This is a genomic window from Bacillus massilinigeriensis (assembly GCF_900111815.1).
GTDB lineage: Bacteria > Bacillota > Bacilli > Bacillales > Cytobacillaceae > Mesobacillus_C > Mesobacillus_C mediterraneensis.
In genome coordinates, this window is record NZ_LT630004.1 from 969,391 (window position 1) to 987,242 (window position 17,852).

General features: G+C 40.7%; 19 protein-coding genes. 12 read left to right on the forward strand and 7 right to left on the reverse strand.

The window, feature by feature from the left end; all coding sequences use genetic code 11:
• Window positions 1–59: 59 nt before the first annotated feature.
• A complete protein-coding gene (locus tag BQ5796_RS05200; RefSeq protein WP_071459258.1) occupies window positions 60–1,754 on the forward strand; it encodes a M3 family oligoendopeptidase in 1,695 nt (564 codons plus the stop codon).
• A 392-nt stretch (window positions 1,755–2,146) separates the two neighbouring features.
• Window positions 2,147–3,187, forward strand: a complete 1,041-nt coding sequence (locus BQ5796_RS05205; protein WP_071459259.1) for a YkvI family membrane protein — start codon at window positions 2,147–2,149, stop codon at window positions 3,185–3,187.
• A gap of 45 nt (window positions 3,188–3,232) precedes the next feature.
• On the opposite strand, the gene BQ5796_RS05210 is transcribed toward BQ5796_RS05205, so the two are convergent.
• Both BQ5796_RS05210 and BQ5796_RS05215 read right to left on the reverse strand, forming a co-directional pair.
• Window positions 3,233–3,844, reverse strand: a complete 612-nt coding sequence (locus tag BQ5796_RS05210) for a CPBP family intramembrane glutamic endopeptidase (RefSeq protein ID WP_071459260.1) — start codon at window positions 3,842–3,844, stop codon at window positions 3,233–3,235.
• Between the two features lie 157 nt (window positions 3,845–4,001).
• The gene (locus BQ5796_RS05215; protein ID WP_071459261.1) at window positions 4,002–4,193 is read right to left on the reverse strand and encodes a YkvS family protein; all 192 of its coding nucleotides are present in this window, start codon (window positions 4,191–4,193) and stop codon (window positions 4,002–4,004) included.
• A gap of 305 nt (window positions 4,194–4,498) precedes the next feature.
• On the opposite strand from BQ5796_RS05215, the gene BQ5796_RS05220 reads away from it, so the two are divergent.
• The 4 genes from BQ5796_RS05220 to BQ5796_RS05235 all read left to right on the forward strand — a co-directional run bounded on the left by BQ5796_RS05220 (window position 4,499) and on the right by BQ5796_RS05235 (window position 8,060).
• Window positions 4,499–4,693 (forward strand): hypothetical protein, encoded by a 195-nt coding sequence (locus BQ5796_RS05220; RefSeq protein ID WP_071459262.1) that lies wholly within the window; start codon window positions 4,499–4,501, stop codon window positions 4,691–4,693.
• A 272-nt stretch (window positions 4,694–4,965) separates the two neighbouring features.
• Window positions 4,966–5,232, forward strand: a complete 267-nt coding sequence (locus tag BQ5796_RS05225; protein WP_071459263.1) for a phosphocarrier protein HPr — start codon at window positions 4,966–4,968, stop codon at window positions 5,230–5,232.
• Window positions 5,232–6,947 carry a phosphoenolpyruvate--protein phosphotransferase gene (gene ptsP, locus BQ5796_RS05230; protein WP_071459264.1) on the forward strand — a complete coding sequence of 572 codons (1,716 nt, stop codon included), beginning with the start codon at window positions 5,232–5,234 and terminating at the stop codon, window positions 6,945–6,947. The genes BQ5796_RS05225 and ptsP overlap by 1 nt, the downstream gene beginning before the upstream one ends.
• A gap of 231 nt (window positions 6,948–7,178) precedes the next feature.
• Complete coding sequence (locus tag BQ5796_RS05235; RefSeq protein ID WP_071459265.1) at window positions 7,179–8,060, forward strand: NAD(P)-dependent oxidoreductase; 882 nt, start codon at window positions 7,179–7,181, stop codon at window positions 8,058–8,060.
• A gap of 77 nt (window positions 8,061–8,137) precedes the next feature.
• Here BQ5796_RS05235 and BQ5796_RS05240 read toward each other — a convergent pair whose 3' ends face one another.
• A complete protein-coding gene (locus BQ5796_RS05240) occupies window positions 8,138–9,292 on the reverse strand; it encodes an aminotransferase A (protein WP_071459266.1) in 1,155 nt (384 codons plus the stop codon).
• A 145-nt stretch (window positions 9,293–9,437) separates the two neighbouring features.
• On the opposite strand from BQ5796_RS05240, the gene BQ5796_RS05245 reads away from it, so the two are divergent.
• Window positions 9,438–9,944, forward strand: a complete 507-nt coding sequence (locus BQ5796_RS05245; protein ID WP_071459267.1) for an RDD family protein — start codon at window positions 9,438–9,440, stop codon at window positions 9,942–9,944.
• A gap of 122 nt (window positions 9,945–10,066) precedes the next feature.
• On the forward strand, window positions 10,067–10,969 hold the full coding sequence (locus tag BQ5796_RS05250) for a chemotaxis protein (RefSeq protein WP_071461160.1): 903 nt from the start codon (window positions 10,067–10,069) through the stop codon (window positions 10,967–10,969).
• A 58-nt stretch (window positions 10,970–11,027) separates the two neighbouring features.
• On the opposite strand, the gene BQ5796_RS05255 is transcribed toward BQ5796_RS05250, so the two are convergent.
• Complete coding sequence (locus BQ5796_RS05255; protein WP_071459268.1) at window positions 11,028–11,492, reverse strand: YkyB family protein; 465 nt, start codon at window positions 11,490–11,492, stop codon at window positions 11,028–11,030.
• 106 nt (window positions 11,493–11,598) lie between these two features.
• Window positions 11,599–12,084 (reverse strand): L,D-transpeptidase family protein, encoded by a 486-nt coding sequence (locus BQ5796_RS05260; RefSeq protein ID WP_071459269.1) that lies wholly within the window; start codon window positions 12,082–12,084, stop codon window positions 11,599–11,601.
• Window positions 12,085–12,285: 201 nt separating this feature from the next.
• Between BQ5796_RS05260 and BQ5796_RS05265 the strand changes: the two genes are divergently transcribed.
• Window positions 12,286–14,370, forward strand: coding sequence for a sensor domain-containing protein (locus BQ5796_RS05265; protein ID WP_071459270.1), 2,085 nt, complete (start codon window positions 12,286–12,288; stop codon window positions 14,368–14,370).
• Window positions 14,371–14,399: 29 nt separating this feature from the next.
• Here BQ5796_RS05265 and BQ5796_RS05270 read toward each other — a convergent pair whose 3' ends face one another.
• Entirely contained in the window at window positions 14,400–15,266 is an 867-nt protein-coding gene (locus BQ5796_RS05270) for a metallophosphoesterase (RefSeq protein WP_097677979.1), read from the reverse strand.
• A 166-nt stretch (window positions 15,267–15,432) separates the two neighbouring features.
• On the opposite strand from BQ5796_RS05270, the gene BQ5796_RS05275 reads away from it, so the two are divergent.
• From BQ5796_RS05275 to BQ5796_RS05285, 3 genes are all read left to right on the forward strand, one after another.
• The gene (locus BQ5796_RS05275; protein ID WP_071459272.1) at window positions 15,433–15,648 is read left to right on the forward strand and encodes a hypothetical protein; all 216 of its coding nucleotides are present in this window, start codon (window positions 15,433–15,435) and stop codon (window positions 15,646–15,648) included.
• Window positions 15,649–15,943: 295 nt separating this feature from the next.
• Window positions 15,944–17,158, forward strand: a complete 1,215-nt coding sequence (locus BQ5796_RS05280; protein WP_071461161.1) for an EAL domain-containing protein — start codon at window positions 15,944–15,946, stop codon at window positions 17,156–17,158.
• A gap of 81 nt (window positions 17,159–17,239) precedes the next feature.
• On the forward strand, window positions 17,240–17,476 hold the full coding sequence (locus BQ5796_RS05285) for a hypothetical protein (RefSeq protein WP_071459273.1): 237 nt from the start codon (window positions 17,240–17,242) through the stop codon (window positions 17,474–17,476).
• 36 nt (window positions 17,477–17,512) lie between these two features.
• Here BQ5796_RS05285 and BQ5796_RS05290 read toward each other — a convergent pair whose 3' ends face one another.
• The gene (locus BQ5796_RS05290; RefSeq protein WP_071459274.1) at window positions 17,513–17,752 is read right to left on the reverse strand and encodes a glutaredoxin family protein; all 240 of its coding nucleotides are present in this window, start codon (window positions 17,750–17,752) and stop codon (window positions 17,513–17,515) included.
• Window positions 17,753–17,852 lie beyond the last annotated feature (100 nt).

Sequence of the window (17,852 nt, forward strand, 5' to 3'; positions counted from 1 at the left end):
CGGAAGGAAAAAAACACACAGTGTCGAATAGATTTAAGAATATAAAGGAGGAGAAATAAATGAAGTTTGAAGATTTTAAATACATAAGACCAGATTTTAATCGTTTCAAAGAGGATTTTAACAATGCATTGGAAACATTTAAATCTGCTGACGCAAAAGAGAAGCAAATATCAGCCATAAAGGAGATTAATCGTCTAAGAAATAATATGGCGACGATGTTCAACATTTGCTATATCCGCCACTCTGTTGATACGAACGACGAATACTACAAAGCGGAACAGGATTACCTTGATGAACTTGCACCAAATGTGGATGGGCTTGTAAGCGAATATTATAAAGAACTGGTCAGGTCTCCGTTCAGAAAGGAACTGGAAGAAAAGTTTGGACGGCAGCTGTTCGCTCTTGCCGAGGTCCAACTAAAGACTTTTTCTCCTGATATAGTCCCGCTCCTTCAAAAAGAAAATAAGCTATCAAGCGAATACACGAAACTGGTTGCTTCGGCAAAAATAAAGTTTGAAGGAGAAGAGAGGACGCTTGCACAATTGGATGCATTCACGGAGTCGGTTGACAGAGAGATGCGAAAGCGTGCGAGTGAAGCAAAATTCGGGTTCTTTGCAGACAATAGCGAGGAGTTTGATAGGATTTATGACGAGCTGGTGAAAACTAGGACGGAAATTGCCAAAAAACTTGGATTTGAAAATTTCGTTCAGCTTGCATATTACAGAATGAATCGGACTGATTATGACGCATCCATGGTAAAGGGGTACAGGAAACAGATTGAGGAATATATTGTTCCGATTGCGACAAAGCTTAAGGAACGGCAAAAGAACAGGATTGGCGTGGACGGACTAAAATATTACGATGAGCCATTTGAATTTAAGACAGGGAATGCCACGCCTAAGGGTGATCCCGAATGGATCATTGAAAATGGCCAGAGAATGTATAATGAGCTATCAAAGGAAACAGGAGAATTCTTCAAGTACATGAGGGATAATAACCTGATGGACCTTGTAGCGAAAAAAGGAAAGGCAGGAGGAGGGTATTGTACCTATGTAGAAGATTACCAGTCTCCATTTATCTTTTCTAATTTCAACGGGACATCCGGAGACATTGATGTATTGACACATGAAGCAGGACATGCATTCCAAATATATTCCAGTAGACATTATGAAATCCCGGAATACTATTGGCCAACTTACGAAGCATGTGAAATCCACTCGATGAGCATGGAATTCTTCACATGGCCATGGATGGAGTTGTTCTTTAAGGAAGACACTGATAAATATAAGTTTTCCCATTTAAGTGGAGCGCTCCTCTTCTTGCCTTACGGTGTTTCCGTTGATGAATTCCAGCATTGGGTTTACGAAAACCCAGAGGCTACTCCAGCGGATAGGAAGGAAGAGTGGAGAAAGATCGAAAGGAAATATACTCCTCATAAAGATTACGGTGGTAACAGCTACCTGGAGAGCGGCGGTTTCTGGCAAAGGCAGGCACATATATATAATTCTCCGTTCTATTATATTGACTATACCTTAGCACAAGTTTGTGCTTTTCAATTCTGGAAGAAATCACATGAGAATAGGGAGCAGGCTTGGCAGGACTATGCCAATCTATGCATGCTTGGCGGCAGCATGCCATTTACAAAGCTTGTAAAGGAAGCTGGATTAATTTCTCCTTTCGAAGAAGGCTGCGTGGAGTCCGTAGCAGGAGAAATCGAAGCATGGCTCGATTCCGTTGAAGATGATAAATTGTAATCACGAAGGCCCGGCATTTTGCCGGGCCTTTCATTATTAATGAAGCAAACAAAGCCCCAAGTAAGCCTTCTTTTACAAGTGTTTCGACGGAAAAAATAAAAAGCCGAGTCCTCAAATAGACCCGGCTTCTCCTGATTGCTTTGGCTGCCTTATCGACAGCTTCTTCTTGTCCAATCACTTTCATACTAATGTTTTGAGCAAGATGCTTCATACGGGTGTGTTCATCACCGTAAAGCTTGCTGACAGGGATGCCGGTTTTGCTCTCGATGATTTCTTTCACCAATTCTACTGTTACCACTGGTTTTTTGTTTATGCTATATTTACCCACCCTTTCAAGAAAGAAGGCATGGTTTGTCCAACGATTCATATATTGATAGGGGGAGGGAGTGTTTGTGAAAGTTGAATGGAGGGCAGCTTTCCAGGTTGCCGCTGTTTATATTGGTACAGTGGTTGGCGCTGGTTTTGCCACAGGTAGGGAAATAGTTGAATTTTTCTCGCGGTTTGGACTATATGGGCTTTTTGGAATTTTTGTAGCCGGATATCTGTTGATTTTATTGGGATCCCAGCTGCTTAGAACCGCAGCTATCATAGGTGCGAAATCGTATGAGGAGTTTAATGAATATCTATTCGGAAGATTTTTCGGAAAACTAGTGAATATCATTATGTTCTTTATGCTTGTCGGAGTAGGCGCTGTTATGCTTTCAGGGGCAGGTGCTGTTTTTGATGAACAGCTTGGTTTGTCAAAGACAATAGGCGTGGTTTTTACGCTTGCATTGACTGCACTAGTCATGGCTGTTGGAATGAAGGGAATCTTTGCGGTAAATGTCTTTGTGGTACCGGCTATGATTCTTTTCAATTTTATCCTGCTGTATTTGTCAATGAAGCTGCCGGGAATATCAGAAGCAGTTCTTGTAAGAGATAGAAATGCGGAATGGTGGAAGGTACTTTTTTCTCCAGTTTCTTATACTGCTTTCAACCTGTCTCTCGCCCAAGCTGTTTTAGTTCCGGTTGCTTCGGAAATTCGCAACGACAAGACGTTGAAATGGGGCGGCATTCTTGGAGGATTGGGTTTAACTGTAATCCTAATCTTCAGTCACTTAACGATGGTAATGCTGCCGAATCTCGAAGATTATGAGATTCCAATGGCTGTCATCATGAAAAACCTTGCCCCAGGATTGTATTGGCTTTTCCTTCTAATCATATATGGAGAAATTTTCACTTCTATCATTGGAAATATGTTTGGCTTGGACAGGCAGATGCAAGGGTACATGAAAGTACCACGGCTATTGACAGTAGGGGGGATTTTTGTAGCCACTTATATTATCAGCATGTTTGACTATGGACTCCTTCTCTCTTATCTTTATCCGATATTTGGTTATATTAGCATTATCTTCGTCGTGTGTCTCTTGATGAAGCCAGTGCCGAAAAGGTAGAAAACACGAAAAAGCGAAGCAGCAAAAAATAGCTGCCTCGCTTTTTTAACGCAAAGGAAAAAAACTAAATAAAAAAATATCAAAGATAATGTGAGACACGACTACGAGTGGAATGCTTCTTTTCCAAGCATACAAAGCCCCCCAAGCCAGTCCTCCGATAAAAGCTGCAAGTATAAGCGCAACCTGCCCTGAGTATAAGTGAGCCGAAGCATACATAAGTGCCGAAATAACAATGCTGGCTCTTAGGGAGGCTGTATTCATTAATCTTTTCTGTATGAAACCGCGCCAAAAAATTTCTTCACCTGGTGCAATAATAAGAATGAGCACGATTAAATGCCAGACTGTTTCAGGTTTAAACCAGCGATAAAGTCTGGAGATTTGTCGATCCAATGGCAGGCCGGTTATATCAATTAAGAAGTTTCCGGCCCAAAAAAGAAAGTAAAGGGCTATTCCAGATAGAATGCCAATAGCAAAATAGGAGAATGTCGGCAGGTTATCTTCCATGGATTCATGGATAATCGAATAGCTTATCAAAACCAGCATAGTTGCTGTAAATATATACCAGAAAACAGTTTTATCTTCAAAAGTAAAAAATAATAGAAGATGCGCGATCAAAAAGCCGAGATAAAAACGGCGATCGGTCACCAAATTTCCCATTGCTCTAACCCCTTTCACAAACACCAATTATTGTACCAGATTAACAGGCAAGATAGGAAGCGATTCCTCATTTTCCCTGTAATAACACCAGCCCGTATTGGCGAAAATGTGAACATAGGGAATGTCCTTGTTATTAAATAAACTGATTATTCGTAAGTCAGTTGAATGCAGTTTCTTTGATGACCCGGTAGTTCTTATGATTAATTACAGTTCTTTGTTCAAGCTCGAGTTCTCTGTAATTGTCCATATAGGTTAAATCCACAATAACTGAGTTTTCATTCACTTTCTCCACAATACCTCGGAGGCCTTCTTTAAATTCAATAACATTTCCCACTTGTGCTTTTTTCACAGGTTCTCTCTCCCGTCCTTCAGATTGGAACTGCTTCAAACCATGGTCAATTTTAAAAGAATAGGAAAATTGTTTTATCTGCCTCTTCCTATTTTTAATAGATTTCCATTACAGAAATTATAAATAAAATAACGGAAAATTCTTCAATATTCAATAGGTAAGTGAAAGTTTTCGAAAAGAAAAGGAATTAATTTAAATTTTCTTTGACTTTGTATAAAGTTTAGGGGTAAAAGCGGTTTCACTGGCATTGCAGGACGAGACTCCTTACAATGAGAAAGAATAGAACTTTTTATGGAGGTAATGGAATGGATCGCAATGAAATTAACGCCATTCTCGATAGTCTGAAAACAGGAGAGTTTCAAGAATATTATGTTTCAAAGGATGAATTTCTTCCTTTCAGAGAAGTTTTGGTGGGAAGAGAGGACTTCAAGCATTTTTCCGGAATTGCCCAGAGGGGCGGAGATGTATTATATCGTTATAACGAGGTAGAAAGAAGCTGATGGGTCCATTTGGAAAATGAAAACGCTTTAATGGCGAATCCCCTGCAGAATCGTAGGAAAAAGAGCTTTTTTTAATTGTTTCCTCCATCACATAATGTTATTCTTTTGATGATGATGCTAGTCGTCAGATGACCTAAGCTGCAAAGATTGCCAGAAAAATTTTGTGTTTGCAGGAATTTTCCTGGGTAAAATAACATTATTCTCCTGAGTCAATTGTTTAAACGGCATCATACTAGGACAAACATACTAAATTTAAAGGAGTCTGATTTACAATGGCTGAAAAAAAATTCACGGTAACTGCAGAAACAGGAATCCATGCCCGTCCCGCGACTTTGCTTGTTCAAGCTGCGAGCAAATTTAATTCTGAAATTCAACTTCAATATAAGGAAAAGAAAGTGAACCTGAAATCAATTATGGGTGTTATGTCCCTTGGCATTGGTCAAGGTGCGGAAATCACGATTTCTGCTGAAGGTAGCGATGAAGCAGATGCAATGCAAACAATCCAAGATACTCTAAAAAGGGAAGGGCTTGCAGAATAATGAGTTTTCTAAAAGGTATCGCAGCTTCCAGCGGAGTAGCAATTGCCAAGGCATACAGGCTGGTCGAACCTGATCTTTCCTTCGAGAAGCTTACTATTGATTCTTTTGAACAGGAAATTGCTCGCCTTCACGCTTCACTACAAATTGCACAGTCAGAACTTGAAGCCATCCGTGATAAAGCAAGGGAAGAACTAGGGGAAGATAAAGCAGCTATTTTTGAAGCCCATCTTCTCGTGTTAAATGATCCGGAACTTGTAAATCCAATTGAAGAAAAAATTAAAGCAGAGAGCGTTAACGCTGAGTTTGCTTTGAAAGAAACAGCCGACATGTTCATTTCCATGTTTAAATCAATGGATAATGAATACATGAAAGAACGTGCTGCAGATATTAGGGATGTGACAAAAAGGGTGCTTGCGCATCTCCTTGGTGCAAATATCCCTAACCCAGGAATGGTAGCGGAAGAGGTTATCATCGTTGCAGATGACTTGACGCCATCTGACACGGCCCAGCTAGACCGTAACTTTGTGAAGGGCTTTACAACTAACGTCGGTGGTCGTACTTCCCACTCAGCCATCATGGCTCGTTCTATGGAAATTCCAGCGGTTGTTGGAACGAAGAATGCTACGGAGGAAATCCATAATGGAGATCTCGTCGTAGTAGATGGGCTGAAAGGTGAGGTGCATATTAATCCTACTCCTGAAATGCTTCAATCATACAGAGCAGTTGCAGAGGACTATGAAAAACAAAAGGCTGAATGGGCAAAACTTGTAAATGAGCCAACGGTCACGAAAGATGGAATCCATGTGGAACTTGCCGCCAATATCGGAACGCCGAAAGATCTTAAAGGTGTTCTTGACAACGGTGGGGAAGGTGTAGGACTCTATCGGACCGAGTTTCTTTACATGGACAGAGACCAGCTTCCGACTGAAGAAGAGCAATTTGAATCTTATAAGGCAGTCTTGGAAGGAATGAAAGGGAAGCCTGTTGTTGTTCGAACGCTAGACATTGGCGGTGACAAAGAACTTCCCTATTTAAATCTTCCGAAAGAAATGAACCCATTCCTTGGTTTCCGTGCGATTCGGCTGTGCCTGGAAGAACAGGATATTTTCCGAACCCAACTCCGAGCACTTCTTCGTGCGAGCGTTCATGGTAATTTGAAAATCATGTTTCCGATGATTGCAACTTTAGCAGAATTCCGTGAAGCAAAAGCAATCCTCCTTGAGGAAAAAGGTAAGCTCATCTCTAAAGGAATTATGGTGAATGAAGCGATAGAACTCGGCATCATGGTTGAAATCCCATCTACTGCAATAATTGCTGACCAGTTTGCGAAAGAAGTCGACTTTTTTAGTATTGGTACCAACGATCTCATTCAGTATACGATGGCGGCTGACAGGATGAACCAGCAAGTTAGCTATCTGTACCAGCCTTATAATCCATCGATTTTACGGCTTGTGAAAATGGTCATTGATGCTGCTCATAAAGAAGGGAAATGGGCGGGAATGTGCGGAGAAATGGCAGGGGATGAAACAGCAATCCCTGTGCTTCTTGGCTTAGGTCTTGATGAGTTCTCCATGAGTGCTTCTTCCATTCTAAAAGCACGTTCGCTAATTCGTACCCTTAGTAAATCAGATATGGAAAAACTTGCCGAGGAAGTTGTGGCAATGGGAACAACGGAGGAAGTTGTGGAAGCAATAAACAAATGTTTACGACTGTAACATAACTGTAATATTTAATTGGTTTTAAAATATTAATATGGGGTATATAAAAGTAAGCGCTTTGGTAATACTGAAAGTAGCGAATCATTCTCATTTTCCCCAGACTTTGCCGGCTGTTCAAAAGAACAGCCGGCCTTTTTGTCCACAAGACTTTGTGATAGGAAAAATGCTTATTACTGTCCCGTTGATATACGATATAATTATGTTAAAGTCACATCGAAAGCAGGGGTAATGATGGGCAATGGAAATTTGATAATTGGCTTCATCGGAACGGGAGTAATGGGAAGAAGTATGGCGCGTCATTTAATGGAGGCGGGGCATGCAGTTATTGTACATACCCGAACAAAGGAAAAGGCAGCCGACCTTCTAACATCTGGAGCAGTTTGGGCAGAGACGCCAGGGGAACTTGCGAAAAAAGCGAATGTCATTTTTACGATTGTTGGATATCCGCAGGATGTTGAAGCAATTTATTTTGGAGAGGACGGGTTGATTGCCAATGGACAAAGCGGTGCCTTGTTCGTTGATATGACAACATCAACGCCGACCCTTGCGAAAAAAATCCATGTTGAAGCCATGAAGAAAGGGATAAAGACCCTCGATGCCCCAGTTTCAGGGGGAGATATTGGAGCTAGGGAAGCAAAGCTTAGCATTATGGTTGGGGGAGAAGAGAGCGACTTTGCGGAAATGGAGCCTCTGCTCCGTTTACTAGGAAATAATGTGGTTTACCAAGGAGAGCCAGGAGCCGGCCAGCATACGAAAATGGTCAATCAAATCGTCATTGCATCTACGATGATGGGGGTTGCAGAAGCGATGGTGTATGCAAAAAGAGCTGGACTAAGCACTGAAAAGGTACTATCGTCAATTTCAACCGGCGCAGCAGGAAGCTGGTCCCTTTCCAATCTAGCACCAAGGATGCTTGAGGGAAATTTTGAACCGGGATTTTATATTAAGCATTTCATTAAAGACATGAATATTGCACTTGAGGAAGCCGAGAAAATGGAAATGAAAGCTCCAGGGCTTGCACTAGCAAGAAGTATTTATGGAGAGCTCGAGGCTGAAGGCGAAGAGAACAGCGGCACACAGGCAATCTATAAGTATTGGAAACAGCAGTAAAACAGAATGATAAAGGGTATCCAGAACAGCGAGAAACTGTCTGGATACCCTTTGTTTTTTCCTAATGAAAGCTTACTCTAATTGTTAGCTTTTTTTAAGAATGCTTCCAGCCGGTCTAGTCCTTCTCTTAGCGTCTCCATCCCATATGCGAAGCTTAGTCGGAAGTAGCCTTCGCCAAAGCTTGAGAACGCACTGCCTGGAACTACTGCTAACTTTGCCTTTTTTACAAGGGTAAGTGCAAAATCAAAAGAGCTTATCCCTTCAAAAGGGATTTTGATAAAAAAGTAGAAGGCTCCGTCTGGTTTCACTGCTTTCAGTCCCATTGCTTCCAACCTGCTGTGTACATAATCCCTTCTTGCTGCATATTCCACACGCATAGATTCAGCGTCATCTATGCCGACAGTCAACGCCTCGATAGCAGCAGCCTGGGAGATAGAAGAGGCGCAGGTGACGTTGTATTGGTGGACTTTCAAAAGGTGCTTGCTTATTTCTTCAGGAGCAAACAGCATGCCAATCCTCCAACCTGTCATGGAGTGAGATTTGGACAGGCCGTTGATGACAATCGTATGTTCCTTCAAAAAGGAAGCGATGGATACATGCGTAGTCTCGTAGGAAAGCTCGCTGTATATTTCATCCGCAAGAATAATTATATCTTTTCCTTTGACAAGATTGGCAATCTGTTGCAGCTCATTTTCATCGAGACTCACGCCTGTCGGATTTGAGGGGTAAGGCAAGACGATGCAGCGTGTTTTAGGTGTAAGGTATCTTTCTATCACGCTTGCAGTCATTCGGAAGTGATTAGCTCGAATGTCCGCATGCACTGGAACAGCTCCGCACATTGTGATGATTGGTTCGTATCCTGGATAGACGGGTCCAGGAAGAATCACTTCTGCACCTTCCTCTAGGATAGTCCGGAAAGTAATGTCAATCGCTTCACTCGCGCCTGTTGTAATAATGGTTTCGTTTTCCGCACAATATGAAACATTGTATATTTTTTTATAAAAGTCAGCAGCAGCTTTCCTTAGTTCAGGATATCCAGCATTATGGGTATATGTTGTCCTGTTTTCCTCAATCGCTTTGATGCCTGCTTTCCGTACATGTTCAGGCGTGGGAAAATCCGGCTGTCCAATCGTCAGGGAAATCATATCCGTCATGCCGGAAACCATATTAAAAAACTTGCGGATACCTGAGATTTCAATTTTTTTTACTTTTTCGTTGATTAAGTGCTCCATTTCTATCCCTCCAGCAAATCATGACCTCATTTTACCACGAGAAAGCAATAAAACACCGCAAATAACTGAAAACAATTGTACTGTAGTCGACAAAAATTTGGTATAATAGTCGGAGATTTCCGGTTAAATAATAGGGGGCGATGGAATGGAAATGAAGATTGATGAAAATTTTGTAATGAAAGAGGAAAAAGATTATGGGGGATTTTGGATTAGATTTGCTGCTAATTTGATTGATGGGATTATTCTTGGTATACCTTTAAGCATTATCGGTTTTTTTCTATTGTTTGTAGTTGCAGGAGATCCAGCGATTTTGGATAAGGAGTTTGTTTCTGAAGAGATGGTAATCCAGTATGTTATGAGTATATTGCTTAGTGTATTACTATTTTATGTTATTGCTGTTATTGTTTCAGTTGGCTATTATGCGGGAATGCACTCATCTAAAATTCAAGGAACGGTTGGAAAAATGCTTTTGGGTTTAAAGGTAACGGATATAAATGGGAAAAGAATTTCCTTCTGGAGAGGGCTTGGCAGGTACTTTGCAATGTTCTTGTCTTCCTTTATGATGATTGGCTATCTCATGGCTGCTTTTACGGAGAAGAAACAGTCATTGCATGATATGATCGCTGGTACTGTTGTAATCAAAAGCAAATAATATTTTTGTGACAAAAAATCCTGGACAAGTGTTTAGGATTTTCTTTTTTTTACGATTAGTATTCCTCTTCCAAATATTTATGCTATAGTTTAAGTCAGAAAAAGGGAGGCGCAGAAAAAATGATAGAAACTTCGAAAGGTATTCTCCTTGAAAGCGGGACAAATGAATTGGAAATAGTTGAGTTCGGAGTGGGACAGAACAGGTTTGCTATCAATGTGATGAAAGTCAGGGAAATTATCAACCCTTGCCAGGTCATAGCTTTACCTCACACCCACCGGTTTGTCGAGGGGATTATTGAGCTTCGCGGCGAGGTGCTGCCAGTAATTAATGTAGCAGAAGCGCTTGGATTTCCGGCATCTGCCGACCCAGAGAAAGACAAGTTTATCGTCGCAGAGTTTAATCAGCAAAAAACCGTTTTTCATGTACACCAAGTAACGCAAATTCATCGGATATCTTGGGAGGACATTGAGAAACCTTCAGACTTATATAATGGACTAGAAACGCAAGTTATCGGGGTGATACAACTCGGTGATCATATGGTATTGTTCCTTGATTTTGAAAAAATTCTTTATGATATCAACCCGGATTCTGGCATGAAAGCAAATGGTGTGAAGAAGCTTGGAGAGAGGGAGCGCTCGGATAAAAGAATTGTCATAGCGGAGGATTCCGCAATGTTGAGGACGTTGCTGCGAGAAACTTTGAACCATGCCGGATACAGCAATCTCGAATTCTTTGAAAATGGGCAGGAGGCATACGAATATCTGGAGAGTGTTGGTAATGATATAGAAAAAGTCCCTGATCTTCTTATAACAGATTTAGAGATGCCTCAGATGGACGGCCACCACCTGACGAAAAGAATCAAAGAACACGCTGAACTGTCATCTCTGCCTGTTGTGATTTTTTCTTCTCTAATTACTTTAGATTTGATGCATAAAGGAAATATCGTAGGGGCTCAAGCGCAGATTAGTAAACCTGAAATAGGAAAACTTGTTGAGAAGATTGATGAACTTCTGCTTAACTTGTAAGTTCACAAAAATGAATGTTACCGAGGTTCGGAATGTAAGTATTCCGAACCTCTTTTGCTTAGAAAAAGCTTTCTCCAAGCTTCTTAAATACTGGTTTTTGATAGTTTTTTTTCTGCATTCCTTGGTGGTTTTCCTCTTTCTTTCCCGTATAGGAGAGCAATAGCTTTTTGGCTTGTGAAAGAGAAATAGTGGCTTTTGGATTTCTTACTGCATCGTCAAGTTTTCCTAAATGAGGCAAATTCTCAAAATCCTTTTTTGTAGACGGAATATGGAAAGAATATCGTCCGCAAACTACAAGAACATCTGATTGCTGTTGGCTGTACTTTGGGTTTTGGGAAAAATGCAACCCGATCTTGGTAGCTTTTCCTTCTCTTAGGAGCTTTTGCAATGCTTCATGTTTGAGAGAATATAAAAATTTCGGATTTGGTGCAGTTTTTGCATGCCTATTTACAATGAAGATAGCCTGGGAGAGGTTTTCAATCGTATGCTGGAGGGGTGTTTGCCGGTTCCTGTCACTATTCACTGGTCAGGCTCCTTTCATTTCATCTGAAGTAATGTATAAAGGTATTATACCCCTTTTCCATTTGTAAAAAAACAGAAGCTTTGCTGTAAATGTAAACAAGTAAGGATTAAGGGAGGATATTTACGATAGTACCGTTAGGAACCACCCTTGATAAGTCGAGAACATCATGGTTAAACATCCGGATGCAGCCTTTCGAAACAGATTTGCCGATGGAAGAAGGTTTGTTCGTTCCGTGTATCCCATATGCCTGTTTGGAGAGAGAGAGCCACATTGCACCGAAAGGACCGCCAGGATTCGGCTCACGATTAACGATTACAAAGCGCCCAATAGGGGTTCTGGAAAGTATTTTTCCTGTAGCGATAGGATATATTTTTATCTGTTCTCCCTTTCGTAATAATGTCAATCTTTTCTTACTGATGGAAACAACGATGGAATATGGAATGGAGGCGGGGTCGGGAAGGCGGGGGATGATGATGGCTTGGCCTGGAACGATGGCCTTCCCGACATTTGCAGCCGCAATTTCATTCATGCTTCTTCGGTAATCTGCCGAAAGTGATGCAAGGGTTTCCCCACGTTTTATTATATGAATCATATTTATCCCATCCCTTCAAAATACTGCGAAAAGTGGTTCTTCCTTAGCATATGCGTTGTTTTCAAAATTCTTTATGGAACTGAAGAAGTTGGTCATGGAATTTTCGTTAAATGGGTTAACGAAACCCCGTTTATTACCGATGATTATAGTGCGGAATTTAATTTACCATTGTTATCTTTTATAGAGCGGGGATGAATTTGCATGGTGAAAAAGGAAGATGACATTCTTATAAAGGGCGGAAATATGGAACAAATTATTTTTCATATAATATTTAAACATGTAAAAGATCTAGTCTTTATTATGGAAGTGGAGGAAGGAAACAGGTTCCGGTACGCATTTGCGAACCAGAATGCCCTGCTTCATGCGGATGTTACCGCTCAATGTCTCGGAAAGACATTGGAAGAAGTATTACCGGAAGAGAAGGCGAAGCTTCTCCAGAGCTATTACCGGCGAGCTGCCCAAAGCGGAAAGATTATAAGTTTTCATGACGAAGTGGAAATATCCTCAAATTGTAAGGTGTTTGGGGAGACTATTTTGACACCTGTAAAAGATGGAGTTGGAAAAGTTATTTATATTGTTGGAGTAACAAGGGATGTCACACAATCGTTTAAAGAAAAAAGACTCTTGATGGAGAGTGAGCAAAAGTATCGATCCATTGTCGATCATAGCCTTGATGGCGTATTGTCTATTAATCTATCAGGGGATATATTGGAAGTGAATCCTGCCGCTGTAAGGATGACTGGATATAATGAAGAATTATTAAAGCAAATGGATATTTCTGTGCTCTTTCATCCGGAAGACTTGCCAACTTTTCGCAACATGATCTTTCAAACCCATTATGGTTTGGCGATGGAGTCGTTTGACTGCCGATTCAGAAAAAGAAACAAACAATTCATCTCTGTGCAAATCAAAACGGTTCCCATCATCATCCATTCGCAAATTGAAGGGGTGTATGTGATTATCCGAGATATTTCGGAACAGGCGAAAACAGCGGAAATTATCAAATACATGGCTTTTCACGACCAATTGACAGGGATATTGAATCGAAGAGCATTGCTGGAAAAGCTCGATGTACTCTTGAAAGGGAAGAAAGAAAAGGAGTTTTCCCTTTTTTCGATGGACCTTGACAGGTTCAAGCTGCTTAACGATACAATCGGCCATCTTGCAGGGGATGTTATTTTGAAACAGGTAGCAGAGAGGCTATCGGGTATACATTCGTCTGGAGCAGAAGTATTCCGCCAGGGGGGGGACGAATTTGTTATCCTTCTTCACAATTCCTCGAGGCATGATGCGGGATTATTTGCTCAAAAAATCCTTGCAGCGTTTTCTGATTCCTTTTATCATGATTCAAAAGAATATTACCTTTCTCCTAGTATTGGTATCAGCGTCTATCCTTATGATGGGAAGAATGCTGAGACATTGATTAAAAATGCCAATGAAGCATTATATCGTGTGAAAGAAAAAGGGAAGGCCCACTTTCAGTTTTACTGTCCGGATATGAACAAGTTCAATACCAATGTTATAGCTCTTGAAACTCAGCTAAGGAAAGCTGCGGAACGAGGAGAATTCAAATTACATTACCAGCCGCAGGTGAACCTAAGGACAAAAGAAGTGGAAAGCATGGAAGCTTTACTTCGCTGGGATAATCCGGAACTAGGATCAGTCTCTCCTGGGGAATTCATCCCGGTTGCAGAAGATACTGGACTCATTGTACCCATTGGAAATTGGGTTATACAGGAAGCATGCAAGCAAATTCAAGAATGGCGGGGTCTTTGTAAAAATGGAGTCAGGGTGGCAGTGAATATTTCACCAAAACAATTTCTTCAGCTTGATTTGTTGAATATAATTGAAAAATCTCTAAACACTTTTAATATTCCGCCCCATCTTCTAGAGATAGAAATTACGGAAGGGGCCATGCAAGATACAAAGGAAGCCATCCCTATCCTTAAAAAAATGAAGGATTTAGGACTGATTATTTCTGTAGATGATTTTGGGACAGGCTATTCATCATTGAACTACCTGAAACAGTTCCCAATCGACATTCTAAAAATTGATCAATCCTTTGTCAAAGATTTGCCTAACAGTAATAAGGATGCTGCAATTATTTCATCTATTATCCATTTAGGTAGGAGCTTGGGTCTTGAAGTGATAGCGGAAGGTGTAGAAGAAGAATGCCAAGCGGAATTCCTCAAAAAAGGGAATTGTGACAAAGCGCAGGGATACTTTTTTGCACGCCCAATGCCGGCTTGCAGTGCTGAAAAGATAATACTAGAAGCATATCAGTAAAGAGGCTGTTTTCAGTCGCTTTACTTTTTTTACTTGCCTGAACTTTTTAATGTTAACAAGGAAATTTCCGGCCGAGACAGGAAACGGAAAGGCAGCCTGGTTGTTCCAATCCCTCGACTTACGAAGAGATGCATCTTTCCAATGGAATAAAAACCTTCATAGTATTTTTTTGCATAAGGTGGGGTAATGAGGGGGCCGATAAAAGGCAATTGAATTTGACCGCCATGGCTATGCCCGCTAATCTGCAGATTTATCCCCTTCTTTGCAGCCTCATCCGCTAGGTCGGGAGCGTGGGACAACAGAATGGCAAACGAATGATTCGGAATGTCCTTTAAGGTAGCACCTATATCGGGACGGCCAAGCATTGGCTCGTCAATCCCTGCAATCCAGATTCTGCTTCCGTCCAAGAGGTCGACAGGGACGGATTGATTTCTTAGCAGAGTAAATCCCACCTTAGTAAGGGCTTGTTTATAAACAGATGAACCATACCCTCCGTGGTCATGGTTACCGTATACCGCAAATTTCCCAAATGGTGCTTTTAATTCGGAAAGGATTTCTTCTAGTCTGCCCATATTAGAAAAGCTTTGCAGGTCATCAACCAGATCACCAGCAAATACAATAATATCAGGGTGCATTTCCGAAAGGTCTCTTGCCATTTTAGCAAACTGGTTTAGGTTAAATTGGAAACCAAGGTGAGTATCACTGAAGACTGCAATTTTGAGTCTGTTGAATCCTTGTGGCAAACCTTCCAAAGATACTTCATGGTGACTCTTTTCTAAAAAACGTGGTTCAATGAACCTTGAGTATCCATAACTCCCCATACATGTTGCTATAATAGCTGAAAACTTGAACGATATTTTCTTCAGGAAAACTCTCCGATTGATTTTAGTTTTCAATATAACAACCCACCATTTTTTCTGACTTGTTTTCATACTAGCAGAGTCATTTGAAAATAAGAAGAGAAGATTTGCTTAAGTATATTCTGTGATTACGATGGAGAAAAAGAGGGAATAGGAAGGGAAAGCCAGCGAGGCTGAATCGGCTATTAAGGAGATAGGTATCATGAAGTATGGAATAAAAAGGATGGAAATGGGAGTGTTTCCTTTAAAAAATGGTACCATTAAGATACGGGTTTACGGTTTTGCGACACCAAGAGATGAGGGAACAGTTACTGCGGAAATGAATGATGCAAGTGCTGCCGCACGGGGATTCGTAAAAAAGCGGACAATTATAAGGGCAATCGCTAAACTACATTATGCGCTCCAAAAGAAAGAGTGACATAACTGCGGGAAATCTTTTTGAAAGATGATTCAGCACGTCATTGAAATGTCTTCCAATAAGGTTAACAGTTTGATTCGGTATGTAATGCTCAAGTAAATGACCCAAAGGTTTGTCAACATCCGCATATTTGCCTCCTTTTTAGTCCTATTCTTATTTTTAACCCCTCTCGGATAATCAATAGCGCCTTTTAATGGGAATAATGCAACCTTGTGTGAAAAAAGATGGTAAAATAAATTCACTCCTTCTTTCTTGTATATAAAAAAGAAGGTACACAAAGGGGGCGGTACAATTGATAGATGCGTTGGATGTTATGGCAGCCCTTGATCAAGTTTATCCTGTCTTCCAACCAATTTTCAGCGCGGATGAACACCGTGTAATCGGTTATGAAATATTTGGAAGGTTCCGTCACGATGGGGAATCGCTAAGTTTGGGACCATTTTTTCTCGATGACCAGGTTCCCGCAGATTTTCGCCTGGAAGCTGATTTACTCATATTAGAAAAAGCTTTCGAGAAAGCTTTGGAACTCGATGGGGATATACTCCTATTCATCAATCGGGACGCTGAACTCCTTATAGAGGATAAGGAGGAGAAGCTGCTTACCCTTATACTTTCCCATAAAGAAAAAGGATTAGATCCTTCACGGCTTGTTCTTGAGATATCAGAGCGCAAGTCCATGCCGGATACAGCAAATATTGAACACATCCTCCATTATTATCGAACATATGGTATAAAAATTGCGATTGATAAGCTTGGAGCTGATAGCAGCAAGCTCGATCAGATTAATCTTTTGCAGCCAGATATCCTAAAGGTAGATCTTGGCACATTAAGGGGTGCAGCAATCGGACCATCCTATCAGGATATATTGCATTCCCTTTCTTTGTTGGCAAGAAAGATAGGTGCAAGTTTACTGTTTGAAAGTATTGAAACTGTATTTCAGCTTCAGTTTGCCTGGAAACACGGTGGAAGATACTACCAAGGATTTTATTTAATGAATCCCTCTCCTTCGTTCGTGAAAGAGGAAGTATTAAACGAAAAGCTAAGGACAGAATGCCATGCATTCATACTGACGGAACAGAAAAAAATCGAGCGCTTATTCAGTCTTCGTTCTGAATTGAACCAAAGATTACAGGAGCTAAACGGGAAATTGCGTAAGAAGCTGGATGATTACGAACTGTTAATGGCGATTGGAAATGAGCTTGATGAGATAGCTTTTCGAATGTATATATGTGATAGTGATGGATTCCAGGATATTCCGAACCTTGTTTCAAAAAAAGGATCATGGCAATTCGAAGAAGGGCACAGGCGAAAAAACTGGAGCTGGAGGCCATATTTTCTGGAGAATATTTCGAATATGCGCAGTGAGAGGAAAGGATTTTTGTCTGATCGCTATAATGATATCCAGTCTGGAGAAACGATAAGAACGTTCTCTTTTCCAATAGGGGAAGAACGATATCTGTTTGTTGATTTACATCCGAAATTTCTTAACAAAAGGGAAGAACTTTATTAACCTGAAGCATTGCATAGAAAAGGAACAACCGGTGGAAATTAAAGATAGCAATTGAAAAAACAGATAGATGGAGGGAAAGCAATGGCACCATATATGTCCATCCTAACACTCATATCCATCGGGTTGCTTCTTGGCGGAGTATTTTATACAACGAAGGTTGTTGCAATACAGAGAAAAGCAAAAAGAAACCTGGATGATAGCATCCCTGAAAAAGTGCAGGAAAAGCCATACATGAGAAACCCAATTTTTTTAGCTTTTTTCCTTTTTTTCTTCCTTGCAGTTTTGTTTATTATGTACAGCCAGGTCATTTACCGTTAGTGCAATAGCGCTGGCGGTTTTTTTTGATGCTGCAACTCATTCATGGCTATCGATGACTTCCTTTAGCCTCGCGAGATTAAAACCGACAATCCTCTCTTTTCCAGCAATAATCGTTGGTGTTGACATGATGCCATACTTTTCTGTGAGCTCATCCTTGAACGCATGATTAGAAGAAATATTTTTCTCTACATATTTTACGCCTTGGTCGTTTAAAAATAATTTAACAATCGTACATGGTGGGCATTCATCCTGTGTATATACAATAAAAGGTTTCAAAAATATCCCCCTCTAGGCAAAGTTTCATGGAAATTTTCACTTTTTCTTAAAAAAGTTCCTGCTTTGGGCAGCTTTTACTTGTACATGGCATGTCATTATT